16 protein-coding genes and 1 tRNA gene are annotated in these 20,650 nt (G+C 40.3%); 10 read left to right on the plus strand and 7 right to left on the minus strand.

The genetic code is table 11. The features are described from left to right. Nucleotides 1-169: 169 nt before the first annotated feature. Nucleotides 170-730, minus strand: coding sequence for a sugar O-acetyltransferase (locus tag I6E24_RS09450; RefSeq protein ID WP_235328195.1), 561 nt, complete (start codon nt 728-730; stop codon nt 170-172). 156 nt (nt 731-886) lie between these two features. On the opposite strand from I6E24_RS09450, the gene I6E24_RS09455 reads away from it, so the two are divergent. The 4 genes from I6E24_RS09455 (at nt 887) to I6E24_RS09470 (ending at nt 5,347) form a co-directional block, all read left to right on the plus strand. Further along, entirely contained in the window at nt 887-1,789 is a 903-nt protein-coding gene (locus I6E24_RS09455; protein WP_235328197.1) for a helix-turn-helix domain-containing protein, read from the plus strand. A 62-nt stretch (nt 1,790-1,851) separates the two neighbouring features. Next, nucleotides 1,852-3,840 carry an OPT family oligopeptide transporter gene (locus tag I6E24_RS09460; protein WP_235328199.1) on the plus strand — a complete coding sequence of 663 codons (1,989 nt, stop codon included), beginning with the start codon at nt 1,852-1,854 and terminating at the stop codon, nt 3,838-3,840. A gap of 27 nt (nt 3,841-3,867) precedes the next feature. Beyond that, complete coding sequence (locus tag I6E24_RS09465; RefSeq protein WP_394800389.1) at nt 3,868-4,686, plus strand: alpha/beta hydrolase; 819 nt, start codon at nt 3,868-3,870, stop codon at nt 4,684-4,686. Between the two features lie 121 nt (nt 4,687-4,807). Continuing rightward, nucleotides 4,808-5,347, plus strand: coding sequence for a 30S ribosomal protein S16 (locus tag I6E24_RS09470; protein ID WP_235328201.1), 540 nt, complete (start codon nt 4,808-4,810; stop codon nt 5,345-5,347). A gap of 149 nt (nt 5,348-5,496) precedes the next feature. Here I6E24_RS09470 and I6E24_RS09475 read toward each other — a convergent pair whose 3' ends face one another. Continuing rightward, the gene (locus I6E24_RS09475) at nt 5,497-6,699 is read right to left on the minus strand and encodes an ROK family transcriptional regulator (RefSeq protein ID WP_235328203.1); all 1,203 of its coding nucleotides are present in this window, start codon (nt 6,697-6,699) and stop codon (nt 5,497-5,499) included. A 182-nt stretch (nt 6,700-6,881) separates the two neighbouring features. Here I6E24_RS09475 and nagB point away from each other — a divergent pair, with 182 nt between their 5' ends. From nagB to I6E24_RS09490, 3 genes are all read left to right on the plus strand, one after another. Then, nucleotides 6,882-7,673 carry a glucosamine-6-phosphate deaminase gene (nagB, locus tag I6E24_RS09480; protein WP_235328205.1) on the plus strand — a complete coding sequence of 264 codons (792 nt, stop codon included), beginning with the start codon at nt 6,882-6,884 and terminating at the stop codon, nt 7,671-7,673. Nucleotides 7,674-7,696: 23 nt separating this feature from the next. Further along, a complete protein-coding gene (locus I6E24_RS09485; RefSeq protein ID WP_235328207.1) occupies nt 7,697-9,682 on the plus strand; it encodes a glucosamine-6-phosphate deaminase in 1,986 nt (661 codons plus the stop codon). A gap of 73 nt (nt 9,683-9,755) precedes the next feature. After that, complete coding sequence (locus I6E24_RS09490; protein WP_235328209.1) at nt 9,756-12,389, plus strand: transglutaminase domain-containing protein; 2,634 nt, start codon at nt 9,756-9,758, stop codon at nt 12,387-12,389. Here I6E24_RS09490 and I6E24_RS09495 read toward each other — a convergent pair. Next, complete coding sequence (locus I6E24_RS09495) at nt 12,376-13,122, minus strand: copper homeostasis protein CutC (RefSeq protein ID WP_235328211.1); 747 nt, start codon at nt 13,120-13,122, stop codon at nt 12,376-12,378. The two genes, I6E24_RS09490 and I6E24_RS09495, sit on opposite strands and share 14 nt — an antisense overlap. 84 nt (nt 13,123-13,206) lie before the next feature. Then, nucleotides 13,207-13,278 (minus strand) — tRNA-Arg (locus I6E24_RS09500). A gap of 230 nt (nt 13,279-13,508) precedes the next feature. Here I6E24_RS09500 and asnA point away from each other — a divergent pair. After that, on the plus strand, nt 13,509-14,549 hold the full coding sequence (asnA, locus tag I6E24_RS09505; RefSeq protein ID WP_235328213.1) for an aspartate--ammonia ligase: 1,041 nt from the start codon (nt 13,509-13,511) through the stop codon (nt 14,547-14,549). 139 nt (nt 14,550-14,688) lie between these two features. Continuing rightward, on the plus strand, nt 14,689-15,351 hold the full coding sequence (ung, locus tag I6E24_RS09510) for a uracil-DNA glycosylase (RefSeq protein WP_235328215.1): 663 nt from the start codon (nt 14,689-14,691) through the stop codon (nt 15,349-15,351). Nucleotides 15,352-15,359: 8 nt separating this feature from the next. Here ung and I6E24_RS09515 read toward each other — a convergent pair whose 3' ends face one another. Then, a complete protein-coding gene (locus I6E24_RS09515; protein ID WP_235328217.1) occupies nt 15,360-18,116 on the minus strand; it encodes a putative LPS assembly protein LptD in 2,757 nt (918 codons plus the stop codon). 101 nt (nt 18,117-18,217) lie between these two features. Beyond that, complete coding sequence (locus tag I6E24_RS09520) at nt 18,218-18,754, minus strand: HD domain-containing protein (protein WP_235328219.1); 537 nt, start codon at nt 18,752-18,754, stop codon at nt 18,218-18,220. Between the two features lie 70 nt (nt 18,755-18,824). Between I6E24_RS09520 and I6E24_RS09525 the strand changes: the two genes are divergently transcribed. After that, a complete protein-coding gene (locus I6E24_RS09525; RefSeq protein WP_235328221.1) occupies nt 18,825-20,000 on the plus strand; it encodes an exo-beta-N-acetylmuramidase NamZ family protein in 1,176 nt (391 codons plus the stop codon). Nucleotides 20,001-20,470: 470 nt separating this feature from the next. On the opposite strand, the gene I6E24_RS09530 is transcribed toward I6E24_RS09525, so the two are convergent. Beyond that, a partial coding sequence (locus I6E24_RS09530; protein WP_235328222.1) for a hypothetical protein occupies nt 20,471-20,650 on the minus strand: 180 nt, incomplete at its 5' end.

Raw genomic sequence — 20,650 nt, forward strand, 5'->3', positions numbered from 1 at the left:
CATTGGATGTTTTTAACTTGAAAATATTGGACAAAAGTAAAGAAAAAAGTATTTATAAATAGATTTTATCATTGAGTTTATCAAACTTAGGTTGATTATCAGTTTATTAAGTAATGCGTCAGCCCTGAAGTATCCCTGATAATCCGCGGACGCAGATTCAGGAAAAACATTATATCCTCTTTATAAAACGGGCAGGAACACCGCCAACAATAGTTCCGACCTCAACATCTCTGGTCACCACAGCACCGGCAGCTATCACTGCATTGTCGCCTATCGTCACTCCCTGAAGAATAGTAGAATTTGAGCCTACCCACACATTCTTGCCGAGAACTATCGGAGCTGGATAGGTAATGCCACGTTCTTCAGGCTGCAATCCGTGATTGAGAGTAGCGAACACCACATTATGACCTATCTGGCAGCCGTCACCGATAGTCACACCCCCATGGTCCTGAAAATGACAGCAGGCATTTATGAAAACATTTTCTCCCACATGAATATTCTTCCCAAAATCAGAATAGAAAGGAGGAAAAACACGCAGCGATTCAGGCACTTTATATCCGAACAGTTCGGAAAGCAATTCTCTCACCTCCTCCGGACTGTGATAAGACGAGTTCAGACGGAATGTCACACGGCGCGCCTCTTCACTCATCTCGCCCATAAGAGCGTGTATCTCGTCCGTGCCCAGCGCCTTGCCGGTTTTTACCCATGATAAAAATTCGTTTAAAAGCATATCTGTTATAATATATATTGATTCATGATACAAAAGTACATTATACACTCCGACAACCATGTATATGGATTACGGCTCTTTGTACCAATATTACAGAATGTTGCTTATACGGATAATATGTATTAAATTTGCTACGAAACACAATAATTCGCATAAATGAAACAGGAAGTTATCAAACTGGAGGAGGTCAATAAATTCAATGATATTTTCGGACTCGAAGCGATGCACCCTATGGTGAGCGTCATCGACCTGTCCAAGTCTGCACATTGGCCTGAAACTCTCACAATAAATTATGGCGTGTATGCCGTTTACCTTAAAAAGACGAAATGTGGCGACCTGACATACGGAATGCAGGAATACGACTACGACGAAGGAACGATTGTTTGTTTCGCGCCGGGACAGGTAGTGACATCACACATGAGCCCCGACACCAGGCCGCAAGGCTACGGAATACTGTTTCATCCCGACTTCATACACGGCACCGCACTGGGCAAGGACATAAAAAAATATTCGTTCTTCGCTTACGACTCGAAAGAAGCCCTTCACCTCTCTGAAGAGGAAAAAAGGATAATCATGGAATGTTTCGGCAATATAGAAAGGGAACTCAGAATACGCCAGGACAAACACAGCCGGAGGATTATTACTGCAAACATCGGACTGATGCTTGACTACTGCCTGCGTTTCTACGACAGGCAGTTCCAGACAAGAGAGGTATCGAACAAAAACGTGATAGTGCAGTTCGAACGTCTGCTGGACGATTATTTCGACAGCAAGGCTCCTGCCGAAAACGGATTGCCTACGGTGAGATACTTTGCCGAAAAGGTGTTCCTGTCGCCCAACTATTTCGGCGACATGATAAGCCGTCAGACCGGAAAGACGGCATCGGAATACATACACGGCAAGGTAGTAGATAAGGCAAAAGAAAAACTGCTCTCCACACAGATGACAATGACGGAAATAGCCTACGAACTGGGGTTCCAGTATCCGCAGCACCTGAGCCGTATGTTCAAAAAAGAAGTGGGTTGCACACCAAACGAATACAGGACGCAAAGGTTATGAGTTTTTTTATTACTTTTGGACACGAAAATGAAATCATTAACAATATAATAACATAATCGAACATGAAAACAGAACAAGAAAAGCCGACGGGGCTGCCTGAAAACGCGTTCCGTCCGCTGAAACCGGGCGAGAAATATGAGCCTCTCATGTCGCCTTCGAAGAATTATCCTGAAGTAAACCTGTGGTCGGTGACATGGGGTATAGTGATGGCTGTTATTTTCTCGGCTGCAGCCGCCTATCTTGGACTTAAAGTAGGTCAGGTATTCGAAGCCGCAATACCTATTGCCATAATAGCGGTTGGTGTGTCAAGCGCCACAAAGCGTAAGAACGCGCTGGGCGAAAACGTAATGATACAGTCCATCGGAGCATGCTCCGGAGTAATCGTAGCAGGTGCAATATTCACTCTGCCCGCTCTCTATATCCTTCAGGAAAAATATCCTGAAATGACAGTGAACTTCATGCAAATGTTCATTAGCTCCCTCCTTGGAGGTGTATTGGGTATCCTCTTCCTTATTCCATTCCGTAAATATTTCGTAAAGGACAAGCATGGCGAATATCCTTTCCCAGAAGCTACAGCCAGCACACAGGTCTTGGTGTCGGGCGAGAAAGGCGGCGACCAGGCCAAACCTCTTCTCATGGCAGGACTTATAGGAGGTCTGTACGATTTCATAGTAGGTACCTTCGGATGGTGGAACGAAAACTTCACAAGCCGCATCTGCAGTGCCGGCGAAATGGTGGCAGAGAAATTCAAACTTGTTTTTAAAATCAATACAGGAGCTGCAGTACTTGGATTGGGATATATCGTAGGTCTGAAATATGCAGCCATAATATGTGCCGGTTCGCTGGTGGTTTGGTTCGTTATAGTACCTGGATTCGCGCTTGTTTTCGGCGACCAGGTTCTAAACACATGGAATCCGAACATAGCTACAGCCGTTAAGGACATGTCGCCGGAAATGATATTCAGCGAATATGCCAAGAGTATAGGTATCGGCGGTATAGCAATGGCCGGTATCATCGGTATTGTCCGTTCATGGGGTATTATCAAGGGAGCCGTAAGTCTTGCAGCCAAGGAAATGGGTGGCAATAAAGCTGAAGGTAACGTAGAACGTACCCAGCGCGACATTCCTATGAAGATTATCGCTTTCGGTTCTATCTTCACATTGCTGCTCATCCTGCTTTTCTTCTACTTCGACGTCATGCAGGGCAACGTGCTTCACACTGTAGTGGCACTTCTGCTTGTGGCAGGTATAGCATTCCTCTTCACTACTGTGGCAGCTAATGCTATTGCCATAGTAGGTACAAACCCTGTTTCGGGTATGACGCTTATGACTCTTATACTTGCATCAGTAATCATGGTGGCTGTAGGACTGAACGGGGCTACAGGTATGGTTGCCGCACTGGTTATGGGTGGTGTGGTATGTACAGCACTGTCAATGGCCGGCGGTTTTATCACTGACCTCAAGATAGGCTACTGGCTGGGAAGCACTCCTAAGAAACAGGAGACATGGAAATTCCTCGGAACACTGGTTTCGGCTGCCACTGTAGGCGGAGTTATCATGGTACTGAATGACTCATACGGATTTACAAGCGGACAGCTCGCCGCACCTCAGGCTAACGCCATGGCTGCTGTTATCGACCCTCTGATGAACGGTGTAGGTGCTCCATGGGCTCTTTACGGAGCAGGTGCCGTATTGGCAATCGTACTTACATACTTCAAGGTTCCTGCACTGGCATTCGCTCTTGGTATGTTCATTCCTTTGGAACTTAACCTTCCTCTTCTGGTAGGTGGTGCTATAAACTGGTACGTGACTACAAGAAGCAAAGACGAATCTGTAAATCAGGAACGTGGCGAGAAAGGAACATTGCTCGCATCCGGTTTCATTGCCGGAGGTGCGCTGATGGGTGTAGTAAGCGCAGTGATGAGATATTGCGACATCAACCTTATCAACGAGTCTTGGTTGGCTAATCCTATGAGCCAGGTTGTTGCACTCGTTGCATACGCACTCCTTATTATATATCTGGTAAAAGCCAGCATGTCAATTAAAAAATAAACGGTTATGATAAAAAATCTATTTATAATGAGTTTTATTATGCTGTCATCAATATTATGCGCACAGAAGCCTATCGAAATCAAGCTATGGCCTGACGGCGCTCCAAACGATAATGGTATAAAGGAACAGAAGGAAAATGGCCCTATATATGTAGCAGAACCAACTCTATACGTATATCCGGCCGAAAATCCTAACGGAATGGCTATCGTAGCATGTCCGGGCGGAGGATACTATCACCTTGCCACAGCCCACGAAGGCCACGATATGGCCGCATGGTTCAACAGCTTAGGCATAACTTATTCAGTACTTATCTACCGTATGCCTAACGGCAACAACGAAGTACCTCTGAGCGATGCCCACCAGGCTATCAGAATAATGCGCGAAAAGGCACAGGAATGGAATTTCTCAAAACTCGGTATAATGGGTTCTTCCGCAGGGGGACATCTTGCCAGCACCGCAGCCACTCATTTTGACGAATCGACAAGACCTGACTTCCAGATACTGTTCTACCCAGTCATCACAATGGACAAGAGATATACTCACATGGGGTCAAGAAACAACCTGTTAGGAAACAATCCTGACGAAAAGCTTGTAGACAAATACTGCAATGAAAAGCAGGTTACGCCACAGACACCTCCTGCATTTATCATGCACAGCAGCGATGACAAGACTGTACCTGTAGAAAACAGCATAAACTACTACATGTCGCTTGTAAAGAACGGAGTTCCTGCCTCACTGCATACCTATCCTATTGGTGGACACGGATGGGGATTCCGCGACAACTTCATCTACAAGAGACAATGGACAGGCGAACTGGAGAAATGGTTGAGAGAAATAAACAAATAAATATACAGAAAATTTGCCCAACTATTTGTAAAACAAAAGAAAAGCAGTATCTTTGCAGCCGCTATTACGAGATAATAGCATAATTCAAATCATTAACATTAAAAAATTTAACGTTTAAAAAATGGCAACTAAAATCAGATTGCAGAGAAACGGACGCAAAGGTTATGCGTTCTATTCAATTGTTATTGCAGACGCAAGAGCACCACGTGATGGTAGATTTACTGAGAAAATTGGTACTTACAACCCTAATACCAATCCTGCCACAGTAGATTTGAATTTTGAACGTGCATTGCACTGGGTATTGGTAGGTGCACAGCCTACAGACACAGTTCGCAACATTCTTTCTAAAGAAGGTGTTTACATGAAGAAACACTTGCTTGGTGGTGTTGCTAAAGGTGCATTCGACGAAGCTCAGGCTGAAGCTAAGTTCAACGCTTGGAAAGAAAACAAGCAGAACGGTCTTGCTGCTTTGAAAGCAAAACAGGAAGAAGCTAAGAAGGCAGAAGCTAAAGCACGTCTTGAAGCTGAAAAGAAAATAAACGAAGAAATCGCTAAGAAAGTAGCTGAAAAGAAAGCTGCTGAAGCTGCTGCAAAGGCTGAAGCTGAAGCTGCTACAGAAGAACCAGCTGCTGAAGCTACAGAAGCTCCTGCTGAAGCATAATTCTTCTACTTTTCTAAAGAAATTATTCAACGGACCATCTCAGATTTCAAATTTGAGATGGTTTTTTTTTATAATATTTCATAACAACAAAAGAGCTGTCACAAAATATTTTTTGAGACAGCCCTTCGTACAAAGTCAAAGATAACAAATCAAATAACAAAAAGATTACTTCTTGACAATAATGCAGCACCAACTGCGTTAGCTTTATCCTTTAATTCTGACAATACAATATCAGAATCACGATACATCATATTCAAAGTATGTTTCCTGATAGCAGAAATGACTGGATGCAAAAGATAGTCACCCACTCTAGACAATTCTCCACCTATAATAACCTGCTCAGGATTAAATATATTAATCAAACCGCCTATGTGTCTTCCCAGTTTCTGACCGATTTCCTCAACAAGTTCTATCGCCAAAACATCTTCTCTGTCCACTGCATCGAATATATCGTCAAGTTCAATATTCTCTATAGATTTTTCCTTCAGAATAACAGAACTTTCTCCATTTTTGAGTCTTTCAATGAATTTTCTGTATAATGCAGAGCAAGACACTTCCGTTTCAATACATCCTTTTTTGCCACAATGACATATCTGCTGGTTGTCATAACCAAAATTGTGTCCGAACTCACCGGCAAACCCCGACATTCCATTATACAGCTTACCATCAATGATTATACCCATACCTAATCCCCAACTTAGATTGATAAAGATAACATTCTTAGGGCATTTCACCGAATGCATCATGTACTCACCATATGCTGTTGTCCTACTGTCATTATCCACACATGCATTCATTCCTATTCTATCTGTAATCATCTCACTGATGGGTGTCTGTGCAAAATTAAAAGTGCCATAACTACATCCCGTAGACGGATTGACACGTCCATGCAAAGCAACACATACATTAAGATATTTTTCTTTCTTATACGGCAATGAGCCTATGTATGACATTATTTCGTCACACATCTTATCTAAACACTCAACTGTATTTTCACGTTTAAAAGGTATGCGTGTCTTATAATCTACAATTTCACCTTTAAAATTCACCACACAAAAACTTAGATATTTTTTTTCCACCTCTACTCCAAGAAAATAACAGGCATCAGGATTCAGTCCATACAAATTAGGATGTCTTCCTCCGTTAGTCTCCAATTTTCCATTATCATCTACATATCCTTCCTCGCACATTTCATCTACCAGCTTTGTAATGGTTGGAATACTTAAATCCATATCTTTAGATAGGTCAGTAATCGTAGCATCACCATTATATATAAAATGTGTAATTATACGACGTTTCATCATTGCACTTTTTGTGTCTTTCTTAATTTCATCCAATAGCCTCTGTCCCATATTTATAGTTTTTATAGTATATATCGCAAAAATAATAGTTTTTTTTAATATCCCACTAATAAAAAATCTTTTTTTTTATTTGTCTTTCTAATTTATGATAGGTATCTTTGCATAGTTATAATAATATTTTTCTTATAGGAATACAGTTAACTAAAATTATAAACTAATAAAATCAAAAAATCATGAGAGTAATTATTGAACCAGATTATCAGTCAATCTCTAACTGGGCTGCAAATTACGTTGCAAACAAAATCAATGCTGCAAATCCTACAAAAGATAAACCATTCGTTTTGGGACTCCCTACAGGTTCGTCACCACTCGGTATGTACAAAGCCTTGATTGAGCTGAACAAACAGGGTAAAGTATCATTCAAGAATGTAGTTACATTCAATATGGATGAATACGTAGGCCTTCCGGAATCACACCCTGAAAGTTACCATTCTTTCATGTATAACAACTTCTTTAACCATATTGACATCTGCAAAGAAAATATACATATATTGAACGGGAATGCAGCCGATCTGGAAGCTGAATGCATAAACTATGAAAAAGAAATCGAGAAATTTGGCGGTATAGACTTGTTCCTCGGAGGAATAGGTCCTGATGGACACATTGCATTCAACGAGCCTGGTTCTTCACTTTCATCACGCACACGCATAAAGACTCTTACTACTGATACTATTATCGCAAACTCACGTTTTTTTGACAATGACGTAAACAAAGTTCCTAAGACAGCTCTAACAGTTGGCGTCGGTACAGTTCTTTCTGCAAAAGAAGTATTGATAATCTGCAACGGACATAACAAAGCACGTGCGCTACAGCATGCTGTAGAGGGTGGAATAACCCAAATGTGGACTATCAGTGCTCTTCAAATGCATCAACACGGTATCATCGTTTGTGACGAAGCTGCTACAGACGAACTTAAAGTAGGTACTTACAAATACTTTAAGGACATAGAAAAAAATAATCTTTAATAACTAAAAACAAACGAGAGTTTATGCGTACAAATCTTACATCGCAAATCTCACTGAACAATGTCTCAACACGTTATTATAAGCCTGAAAATGCGGTTGAACGTTCGGTTATTACCAGATTCGAAAAAATCACTACCAACATATTCGAATCTATGGATGAAGGAACACAAAACATTGCAAATGAAATAATTGCAAAAATACAGGACAGACAACGTGAAGGTAAATTCTGCACCATTGCATTAGGTACAGGTTCATCACTACGCCCATTGTTCACAGAACTGATACGTCGTCATAAAGACGAAGGAGTAAGTTTCAGAAATGTCATTATTTTCAATCTGTATGAATTTTATCCGGTAAACGAGGGTGCCGGAAGTACTTTTAGCCATCTGATGAAACAATTCATTTCACAGGTTGACATTGACAGACAGAATATTTTTACAATGGAAGGCAGCATTCCACAGGATGCAATAATCGACCATTGCAGATTGTATGAACAAAGAATACAGACTTTCGGAGGAATCGATATAGCTATCCTCGGAATAGGAAGAAAAGGTATAATAGGTATGAACGAACCAGGTTCACAAGCCAGTTCCACAACACGCCTTATATTGCTAGACAGTACCTCACGGTCAGAAGCCGCACACAATCTTGGTATAGACAACCTTCCTCCTTGCTCTATTACAATGGGAATCAAAACTATTCTTGAAGCAAGAAAAGTTTTCCTTCTTGCCTGGGGCGAGGACAAAGCTGAAATCATACGCAAAACTGTAGAAGAGAAAATAACTGATACTCTGCCGGCATCTTATCTTCAGATGCACACAAACGCCGTAGTGTGTACAGACCTTGCAGCGGCCGCTTATCTGACAAGAATACAACGTCCATGGTTAGTTACTAACTGCGAATGGAATAACAAGCTTATCAGAAGTGCTATCGTATGGTTGTGCCAGACATTGAACAAGCCTATACTGAAACTGACCAATAAAGATTATAACGATAATGGTTTGAGCGAGCTTCTTGCTCTTTACGGTTCTGCATACAACGTAAACATCAAGGTTTTCAACGATCTTCAGCACACGATCACAGGATGGCCTGGAGGAAAACCTAACGCCGATGATACTTACCGCCCTGAAAGAGCAAAACCATTCCCTAAAAGAGTTATCGTATTCTCGCCACATCCTGATGACGATGTAATATCAATGGGTGGAACACTGAGAAGACTTGTTCAACAGGGACATGAAGTACATGTAGCATATCAGACTTCAGGTAATATAGCTGTTGGCGATGAAGAAGTTGTAAGATTCATGCACTTCATAAACGGTTTCAACCAGTTATTTGACGACAATCAGAACCAGACCATCAGTGACAAATATGCTGAAATCAAAAAGTTCTTTGCCGAAAAGAAAGAGGGCGATATGGACTCAAAAGACATTCTTACCATCAAAGGACTCATCCGCAGAGGTGAAGCACGCACAGCATGTACATACAACAACATACCTTTGTCAAGATGTCATTTCCTTGACCTTCCTTTCTACGAAACCGGTAAGATAGAAAAGAATCCTATCAGTCTGCCTGACATTGAAATTGTACTTAACCTTCTGAGAGAGGTAAAACCTCATCAGATTTATGTAGCTGGCGACTTGGCTGACCCACACGGAACTCACAGAGTATGTACTGATGCCGTATTTGCTGCTATAGACGAAGAAAAGAATGCAGGTGCTGAATGGCTGAACGAATGTAGAATTTGGATGTACCGTGGTGCTTGGGCCGAATGGGAAATCGAGAATATCGAAATGGCTGTACCTCTGAGTCCAGAGGAGTTGCGTGCAAAACGTAACTCTATCCTCAAGCACCAGTCACAGATGGAAAGCGCTCCATTCCTAGGAAATGACGAACGTCTGTTCTGGCAAAGAAGTGAAGACCGTAACCGCGGAACAGCATTACTCTACGACGGATTGGGACTGGCATGCTACGAAGCAATGGAAGCATTCGTTGAGTATAAGCCTCTATAAAGATTATTTCTAATACACAATAAATCCTGCAAGGCTTAATGTTTTGCAGGATTTTTTATTTAAATATACAATTATGTTCAGACATCTATTTTTTTCTATAAGCTTGACCTCACTATGTCTGCTGTCAACAGGCTGCAACAATGAGAAACATTTCATAAACGATTCAGAATACCTTTCAAAGGTAGAAAATGATTTCACAGAAAAAAAGACAATACTGAAAAACGGGGAACTGTTCGATATTTTCAATGAAAAGATTTCCACAGAAGAAAAAGAAGCACTACAGTTCCTTTATGCATATATGACACTAAGTGATATTGCAGACCATTCTGGAGAATACTTTCTTGACAACATACGTCTTTCATTCAAGATAAGGGAGGCCTCATCATGGGGAAAGAATATTCCTGAAGACATTTTCAGACACTTTGTTCTGCCAATAAGAGTAAATAACGAAAACCTGGATAATTCCAGAGAATATATACAAAACGAATTGTGGCCAAGAGTCAAGCATTTGTCAATGTACGACGCTGTGCTTGAAGCAAACCACTGGTGTCATGAGAAAGCCATTTATACTCCATCCGACATCCGTACAAGTTCACCACTTGCAACAATAAAGACCGCTTACGGAAGATGTGGTGAGGAATCAACTCTCCTTGTTGCAGCACTTCGGGCTATAGGTATTCCCGCACGTCAGGTATATACCCCGCGATGGGCACACACCGACGACAATCATGCATGGGTAGAAGCATGGGTGGACGGCGAATGGTTTTTCCTAGGGGCTTGCGAACCTGAACCTGTTCTTAATCTGGGTTGGTTCAACTCGCCTGCCAGCAGAGGAATGCTGATGCATACTAAAGTTTTCGGTTCATATAACGGAAAAGAAGAGAAAATGCTTCAGACAGCTAACTATACCGAAATAAACATCATTGAAAATTATGCGGACAAAGCATCAGTAACAGTTACCGTAAAAGACGATAAAGGAAATACTGTAGAAGGAGCAAATGTAGAGTTCAAGATATACAACTATGGAGAGTTCTTCACTGTATATAAACAGAAAAGCAATACACAAGGACAGATTTCACTCTCTGCCGGTCTTGGCGATATGCTTGTCTATGCTTCACATGGCGACAAATTCTGTTTAAGAAAAGTTTCGTTCGGAAAAGACAAAACTGTGGATATCGTATTAGAACACAATATCAATGAAGCCTACTCCGAGAATATGGTTATAGTACCTCCTTCTGAAAACGCAAAAATTCCTTCAGTAACAGAGGAACAGCGCAAGGAAAATGATATCAGAATGCATCAGGAAGACTCTATCAGAAACGCATATTTGGCAACATTCCCTAATAAGGAGGTTATTAATAAGTTTGCTGAAGAAAACAACCTGAAATACGAAGATATAGAAGGCTTCATCGTCAAGTCAAGGGGAAATTATGCAGAAATCATGAGATTCCTGAGCAACTCCTCACAAAACGAAATGTGCGAAAGAGCAATTGAGTTATTGAAGAGCATAACCGACAAAGACCTGAGAGATACACCATGCAGCGTTCTTGAAGACCATTTGTACAATACGCCTAAAGATGCCAATCCGGAATACGTACTATGTCCGCGTGTAGCATATGAACTTCTCTCACCATACCGTTCATACCTGCAAAAGGAAATACCTGAAAATCTGAAAGCTGAGTTCACGGCAAATCCTCAAACACTCGTAAAATGGTGTTCTGACAGTATTACCGTCAGAAACGACTTGAACACAGGCGGCGCTCCTACCTCACCTATCGGAACATGGAAAAGCAGAGTTGTTGACTCTCAGTCGCGCGAAATATTCTTTGTAGCAGCAGCCAGAAGCCTCAACATACCGGCATGGAAAGACGCTGTGACAGGAAATATCTACTTCATTGACAATGGTAACACCAATCAGGTAGACTTCGAAATCTCAACAACCTCAAATACTCCTGAAGGTACACTGAAAGCTATATACAAGCCTATTCCTAGACTAAATGACCCGAAATACTATACCAACTTCACAATCTCAAAATACGAAGATGGCAGTTTCAAGCTATTGAACTACCCAGAGAATGCGACATGGAGTTCATTGCTGAAAAACGGTCTTAAGATAGAAGAAGGATATTATATGCTGACTACAGGTAGCCGTATGGCAAATGGAAGCGTAATGAGTAATGTTTCATTCTTCACAGTAGAAAAAGACAAGGAAACAAGAATAGAATTGACCATGCGTAACAATGCTGAAGAAATAAGAGTTATCGGAAACTTCAACTCGGAATTGAAATATACAGATGTTGTTACCAAAGCTGAAACATCAATTCTTTCAACCACCGGAAGAGGATACTTCGTTGTCGGTATACTTGGTCCAGGACAGGAACCGACAAACCATGCGCTGAAAGACATAGAAATCAAAAAGGAAGAATTTGAAAAATGGGGACGCAAAATGATACTTTTATTCCCAGACGAAAAGTCCTACAGGAAATTCTCTCCAACCGATTTTCCAAATCTTCCTTCAAATATAGTTTATGGTATAGATACCAATAATGCTATAAGAAACGAAATTTCACAGAACATGAAACTTCCTAACGGTGGGCACCTGCCGATATTCATTATAGGTGATACGTTCAATCGTGTAGTTTTCCAGATTGACGGTTACACCATAGGTACAGGTGAACAGCTCATCAAGACTATCAACGGTCTGTAAGCTCACTGATTGTGTTTCGTACACGGGCGGCGGTAGTTACCGGAGTAAGATACTCATCTACCGTCACCGTTCCTCCCATAGACAAAGCCGGGTTGCGATACAGCATCCGGCTTTCTTTATTTTCGCGTGCAGAGAAATGAAATTCAGACGCTCCTGTCTTAGTAGCCAAGGCACGAATATTTTTCTCATTAACTCCACAGCCAGGCATGATGATTATCCTGCCGTCAGCTTGTTTCACTAATGATGACAGTAAATCGGCTCCCTCGGCAGCAGTAGGTTGCTGTCCGGAAGTAAGTATTCTTGACACTCCCATTTCAATAAGGCTTTCCATAACTTCTGCCGGACGACGCACATAATCAAATGCACGATGAAATGTAATGCTCATCCCTTCAGCTGCCTTGACCAAACGCTCCATTGCAGGCATATCAAGCTCTGCTTCTGGTGTCAGACATCCGAACACGACTCCATCTGCACCGGCTTCTTTTACGGCACGTATATCTTCTTCCATTATATCCAGTTCCAATGGAGAATAAACAAAATCTCCACCACGCGGACGAATAATAACATGCAGCTTTATATCCAATACACGTCTGGCAAGTTTAACTTCGCCTATTGAAGGAGTAGTTCCTCCTTCAGGCATTGATGCACAGAGTTCCACACGATGCGCTCCACCTTCCTGGGCCGCAATACAACTCTCCACCGAATTGGCACAAATTTCAAAAGTATATTCCATATGTATATTAATAAAAAAAGCGGATTACACTCACCATACTAGTAAAACTCATATAGTATAATAAACGTAATACGCACTAAAATGTACACCCATGGGGAGTCGAACCCCAATCGATGGAACCGGAATCCATTATTCTATCCATTGAACTATGGGTGCATCTAATTCATTTTCTAAGAAACCGGTTACAAAAATAATAAGTTTATCGGAAATAGGAAATAAACTTTCGGGTAAAAAACTTTCAATAAACAGGAATAACATCATGAGAAAATAACAATTATCCAACCAATCAGATTAAAAAGCAAACTTTTTGATAAGTTTTTATCAATATCAATTGCACATTTACAAAATATACCTATCTTTGCCAACAAAACTAATACCAATAAATCATGAGTTACTTAATAAAACCTGCCAACTACAAGGCTTTGCTTGACATGAAACAGACAGAGCTTGGCATTAAACAAATAAAAGACTTTTTTCAACAGAACCTTTCGTCTGAGCTCAGACTCCGCCGCGTAACTGCTCCACTATTCGTACTTAAAGGTATGGGTATAAATGATGACCTGAACGGAGTAGAACGTGCAGTTTCTTTCCCTATCAAAGATTTGGGTGATCAGCAAGCAGAAGTTGTACACTCACTCGCCAAATGGAAAAGAATGACGCTTGCCGATTATAATATAGGTCCAGGATATGGTATATACACAGATATGAATGCCATTCGTGCAGACGAAGAACTAGGCAACCTGCATTCTTTGTATGTAGACCAATGGGACTGGGAAAGAACCATAACCCCTGAACAAAGAAATATCGATTTTCTGAAAAGCATAGTTACCAGAATATATTCAGCTATGCGACGCACTGAATATATGATTTGCGAAATGTATCCACAGATAAAATCATTCCTTGCCCATGATATACACTTCATTCATTCAGAGGAACTCTTGCAAATGTATCCAGACAAGACTCCAAAAGAACGTGAAGACTTGATAACTAAGAAGTACGGTGCAGTATTTATAATTGGTATAGGATGCAATCTGAGCAACGGACAGCCACACGACCTTCGTGCTCCGGACTACGATGATTATTCCACTATTGATCCTGCTACAGGTTTGCCGGGATTAAATGGTGACCTTATGGTATGGAATGAAGTACTTGGACGAGCATTCGAACTTTCATCAATGGGTATACGTGTGGACAAGGAAGCATTACTACGTCAGTTGGAGCTTTCAGGAAAAGAAGACAGGAAAGAGTTATATTTCCACAAAAGACTGCTGAACGGTTCTCTTCCATTAAGTATCGGTGGAGGTATAGGTCAGTCACGCCTCTGTATGCTATATCTCAAAAAGGCACATATCGGCGAGATACAGGCTAGTATATGGCCGGAAAGTATGAGAAAGGAATGTGAAGAACATGGCATGAATCTTATATAAGCAACTAAACGAGATAAACATAATTTTCTAACGGAGTTTCGAAGCCACAAATAAGTGACACTCGAAGCTCCGTTGCTTTTTTGTATATAAAATATTACCTTTGCCAATATAAAAAACATTACACAACATCAAAAAAGCAATGAACGTACAGATAGAAGAATCATGGAAGGAAGCATTAATGCCGGAATTCTCAAAAGACTATTTCATACGACTGACAGACTTCGTAAGAAAAGAATATCACGAAACAACCGTCTACCCACCTGGAAAACTGATATTTAATGCATTCAATCTTTGTCCGTTTGACAAAGTAAAAGTAGTAATAATCGGACAGGACCCTTATCACGGTCCAGGTCAGGCGCATGGATTATGTTTCTCAGTAAACGATGGCATCCAGCCTCCTCCATCACTAGTCAATATATTCAAGGAAATAAACAGCGACTTAGGCAAACCTATTCCACAAAGCGGAAATCTCACAAGATGGGCAGAGCAGGGAGTACTTCTACTCAATGCCACACTAACAGTACGTGCGCATCAGGCCGGTTCACATCAAAGAAAAGGATGGGAAGAGTTTACAGATGCTGTTATCAGAAAACTGGCTGAAGAGAAAAATAATTTAGTATTTATATTATGGGGAGCATACGCCCAGAAAAAAGGAGCCTTCATTGACAGAAACAAGCATCTCGTGCTTACATCAGTACATCCCTCACCATTATCTGCTCACAGCGGTTTCTTCGGTAATCATCACTTCAGCCTTGCCAATGACTACCTTGTGAAAAACGGCAAGACAGCCATTGACTGGTAAAATAAACATTAATACCACGTAACAGCACTACCGGTATTGCTTCGCTGATCCCATTTAAGGGCATCGGTAAGCATACTGGAGTTGGCACGTATGGTAAAGTTATACGAAGTATAAGGACCGAACACAAGTCCGCAACTCATATTGAAGCAATGAAGGTCACGGGTGATATTCAGTGTTGTCATTGACAACTGCTTGGTTGTAAAATCATATCCAGTAGAATAGTTCATATTCCAACGGCTACCAATCTTGAAGTTACCCGAAACATTCAGAGAGTGAGTGAGTTTATACGGATATCTCATTGTTTTAATGTTAATCTTCTTTTTATCTGAATTATCCTCACGAATACTGTAGCTGTAACTCAAACTTATACTCCATGGAAACTTGAAAGCCATGTAACCATCAGAACTTACAGTAGCAGCTTCAGTTTTTCTCATGTTTGAATTATTCTGTTCCTGTTCCTCTGTATTCTCTTCTGTATTCTCTTCATTTTCAGTATTCTCATCGTCCTTTTTGTCATCTTTCTCTTCCTTCTTTCCGAACAGTTTCTTGAATGTATCGTTATTCAATGTATAAGAGAACGAGCCACTATACCCCTGGAATCGTCCAAAACGTCCGTATGACCATTCAGTACGATCGCCTACTACTACATTACCGTTTTTATCGAACTCATAAGCATACGTTGCAAACGAAGCATTCATATTAAAAGTATAGCTCTTAGTAAGTTTCAATCGAACATTCATGCTCAAGTCACTCCATCTTTTGTTTGCAACATCGTACGACATTGATGCACCCAACTGGTCAACAAGACTTATCTTTCTGTAGCCTGTAGTATCACGGTCGGATTTCATCTTCATTTCAATGTTATTGTCGACGGAGAATGATATATTCTGCGACATTGTCTTACCAGGAACACCATAAGTCATACCCTCATACAATGAATATTCTACAGTTCTTACCTCTCCCTGTTCATCTGTATAAGTATATGTATCATAATATCCGAATCTCTTTGTTCCGAAATTCGGTGTATAGGTATAACTTACCGTAGGAGTAAACACATGACGTACCTGTATTTCCTTGCTCTTCATAAACAGAGGCTTGTACATACCATAAAGCTTGGTATTCATCTGCAAAGACATATTATAGTCATACACACGATTGAATCCATTAATTGTATCCCTACGTATATGGTCTGACGTATTCAGAGTTGGATCATAACTCCTCTTTATCTTATTCAAATACCATCTTTCTGTGTAATTGAAAGAAGGAACAATATTAATATACTTAAAAAGATTGAATGTTGCCGACACAGGTATCTTATGCTGAAATCCGTTTTTCCATTGTGTAATCGGTGTCTTAAACAAAAGATTATCCTTAGTGTTCACACTGTTGGTCATGGCTCCAGTATACTGGAAAGAAATCTTCTCATACCAACGTTCATCGCCCACCGCTTTCTTACGTTTAAACGGATAAATACGGTTCAATGATATATTCACGTCCGGCAAAGTCATATTTATGGACGAGTCACGCGTATTCTGAGTAATATTAAACGAACCGGATATATTAAGTCCAATCTCCGGAAAGCTACGTGAATAACTGATACTTGACGCCTTTGTATTCTGTGCATATTGCTGCGGGTTATACAAACTGCTCAAGCTGGAACGGTCATAACTACTTGTTGCAAAGTTTACACTAGCTGAGAAAGAGCTGTTAGGACTGGCCTTCGCATCCTGTCTATGACTCCACTGAATACGGAAATCCTTTGACACAGAATAGTCTGGCATATTTTTTTCTCCAGTCTTCGTTACTATATAGCTGGCATTGAACGAACCACTGTATTTATATCTTTTGTTATAGTTCGATGCGGCAGAAACTCCCCAAGAACCTTTCGTAAAAATTTCACCCAAAACCTTCAAGTCCATCTTATCGCTTATGGCAAAATAGTAACCTCCATCACGAAGATAGAAACCACGGTTAAGCTCATCACCATAGCTAGGCATAATGAAACCTGATGAATAACTACTATTGAACGGGAAAAAGCCAAAAGGTACCGCTATAGGCAATGGAACATCTTCTACTACAAGATGGGCCGGTCCGAATACTACATTCTTCTTTGGACGTACTTTAGCCATAGATAACTGCAGATAAAAATGAGGATGTTCATGATTATCACAGGTTGTATATCGCCCGTGCTGCATATAGATTTCATCTTCGGCACCTTTTTTAGCGTCACGACTGGTAACATATCCCTCTCCCTGCTGTGTAACTATACTATTGATAAAACCCTTCTTAGTCTTGAAGTTATAACGCATGATTTTCGATTCATACGGAGTCTCACCATCTTTGAACACCGGCAGACCAGACTCAACTCCCATTGTATCCTTAACACCTCTGGCATAAACAGTGTTGCTGTCCATATTCATTGTGATTACGGCCGAAGTAAGTTCTATTTTCTGATAATTTACCTTTCCAGAACCGTAAAGATGTGCAAATCCTCCTTTAGTAAAAACGATAGAGTCACTAGCCTCATATATTACTGGTGCATCGAGCGCATCTTTGCTTCCTACAGAATCAGAAGACAATGAGTCCGAAGAAAGAGAATCTACAGCCAATGAATCAACACTCAACGAATCAGTTTTAATCTCAGACGATATATCTCTACCCGAACGCTTTCCCCTAACACGCTGCGCTTCAGCATAGAAAGTGGAAACAAGACCGAGCAGAAACAATATTATAAATATGTATGTAGTTCTTTTAAACGATGTCATTATATATCTTTTTCGCGATAAGCGATACAAAAGTAAGCATTATCGCTTAAATAACACTATAAGCAATTGGTTTTTAAAGTATTTTTACGACAAAATAAATATTACAAAAACAATTTACACCACTTATCGAACCTAACAAGTCCTTCATTACCGTGTTTTTCTATACTTTTGCGTGCTTTTTCAAGTGACTTTTCATTATCTAGTTTTGTTTTTGAGAAAAACTTATCGGCAAAACATATTATCTGTTCTTCAAGGCTTATCGGAAGCATATCCCTATGCGGTACAGGCAAGTCACGCTCAACTATAGCCTTCAATGAAAGACCGGCACCGGTATGACGTTCACATACCAAAGCATGACGAGGGAATCCTTCCTTGCGCACCAAATCGGCCCCAAGATAACCGTGACATATATACGGATATGTTCCGTAACAGAATATACCACTGGCATCCGTCAGGAAAATACCTATATCATGTAATATAGCAGCTTCTTCTATAAACTGAATGTCAAGATTAAGTTCCGGATGCTTGCGAGCCATTTCAAGTGCTTTGTCCGCCACCGAACGGCTGTGTTTCAAAAGAATCTTTTTAAGTTCGTTATCTTCGGGATAATATTTATCAATCAGTGCTATTGGGTTCATAACTGGAAACTTATTATATTTGCAATATTATAATTCAATTTACAAAACTAATAAATAATATCGTCCTATCATGAAATATATCGTTATTTTACTGTTAATTTCTTGCTCATACATTTGTAATGCTGCTTCTTATATAAAAAACGGAGCCGACCAAATTGAAACTCTGATATCACTAATCGGACACAAAAATATTGCCCTTGTGGCAAATCAGACTTCACTTACAGGCAATACTCATTTGCTTGACACTTTATGTTCCTTAGGCAAAAGGCCGGTTGCATTGTTCGCCCCGGAACACGGCTTCAGAGGTAAAGCAGATGCAGGAGAAACCGTAAAGGACGGTAAAGACGTAAAAACAGGAACACCTATAATCTCACTATACGGCAAGAATAAAAAACCTTCGGCCGCAAACCTTGCAAACATAGACTTGATAGTATTCGACATTCAGGACGTAGGCGCAAGATTCTACACTTATATTAGTACATTATATTATGTGATGCAAGCTTGTGCCGAGAATGGAAAAGAACTCATAGTACTTGACCGACCTAATCCATGCGATTATGTTGACGGTCCTATACTGAAAAAGGAATACAAGAGTTTCGTGGGAATGCTACCAATTCCTGTGCTACACGGCTGTACTATGGGCGAACTGGCAGGAATGATTAATGGCGAAGGATGGCTGGGCAACAACATGAAGTGCAATTATTCAGTAATCAGGATAAAAGGATGGAAACATGGTGACCCATATTCACTTCCGGTGAAACCTTCCCCTAACCTGCCAAACGACCAGTCTATCGCCCTTTATGCATCACTGTGTCTGTTCGAAGCTACATCAGTCAGTGTAGGACGCGGAACATATTTCCCATTTCAGGTGATAGGTTCACCGTTATTGCCAAAAGACAAATATACTTTTTCTTTCACACCGAAAGCATTGGAAGGATTCGACAAAAATCCTTTGCATAAGGACATTACATGCCATGGCCTTGACCTTAGAAAAACAGATGCCAAACAACTCAAAGGTTTTTCATTGAAATATATTATCGAGATATACAACGAGTTCAAAAAGATGAACAAGTCCGAATCATTCCTTACTCGTCCAAAATGGTTTGACCTACTGATGGGTACAAACCAGGTGAGATTTGACATGCTAAAAGGCAAATCAGAAAAAGAAATACGTTCCGCTTGGAATGAAGAATTAAAAGAATATATGGAAATGCGCGAGAAGTATATCTTGTACAATGAATTGTAGCCTTAAACAATACTTCACCATTATCATTGCATTGGGCAACAAATTCCCTTCCTGCGCCGGTAAAACTCCAGTCCAACTGTGAGAGGACTGAAGTTTTCCTATAAGTATAAAGTGGTATTCAATAAACATCCTTAAAAGAACGAATATTTTTAGGGAAGCCTGTTGGGATATTTCCCTCGTTTTGGCTGGCAAACCTGATTCTCGGGAGAATACCTAAATAAACAAAAAACCAACTAATTCGCAACACTTTGTATATGAATTAGTTGGCTAAATTTATAATATTTACTGAATCTCCCTACTTATATAGTTACATTTGTCATTTTTACAGCTATCATTTCTAATCCCTCTGAATTTCTGTCAAAAGGATAATCAAAAGACTCCTCATGAAAATCTGGTTCATTGCATTTGTTTTTATACATTTCCTTGTATTATTTTTACATGAAAAGTAGTGAATTCCAAGAAGATTCTTTTCAGAATTTAACACAAACTGTATGTACAATTTCTGTCTTTTTAGAGGACACTATCAAAACGATAGATTGATAATCTGTAAATTTACCCATCATTATATCTAACCCTTTTGAGATATTTTCTCTGGAAAATTCTTGTTTCTCTAATACGAAAACAAATTTCTCAGCATAACTATCTATAGG

Origin of the sequence: Bacteroides caecigallinarum, assembly GCF_021530995.1 — a bacterium.
Lineage (GTDB): Bacteria > Bacteroidota > Bacteroidia > Bacteroidales > Bacteroidaceae > Phocaeicola > Phocaeicola faecigallinarum.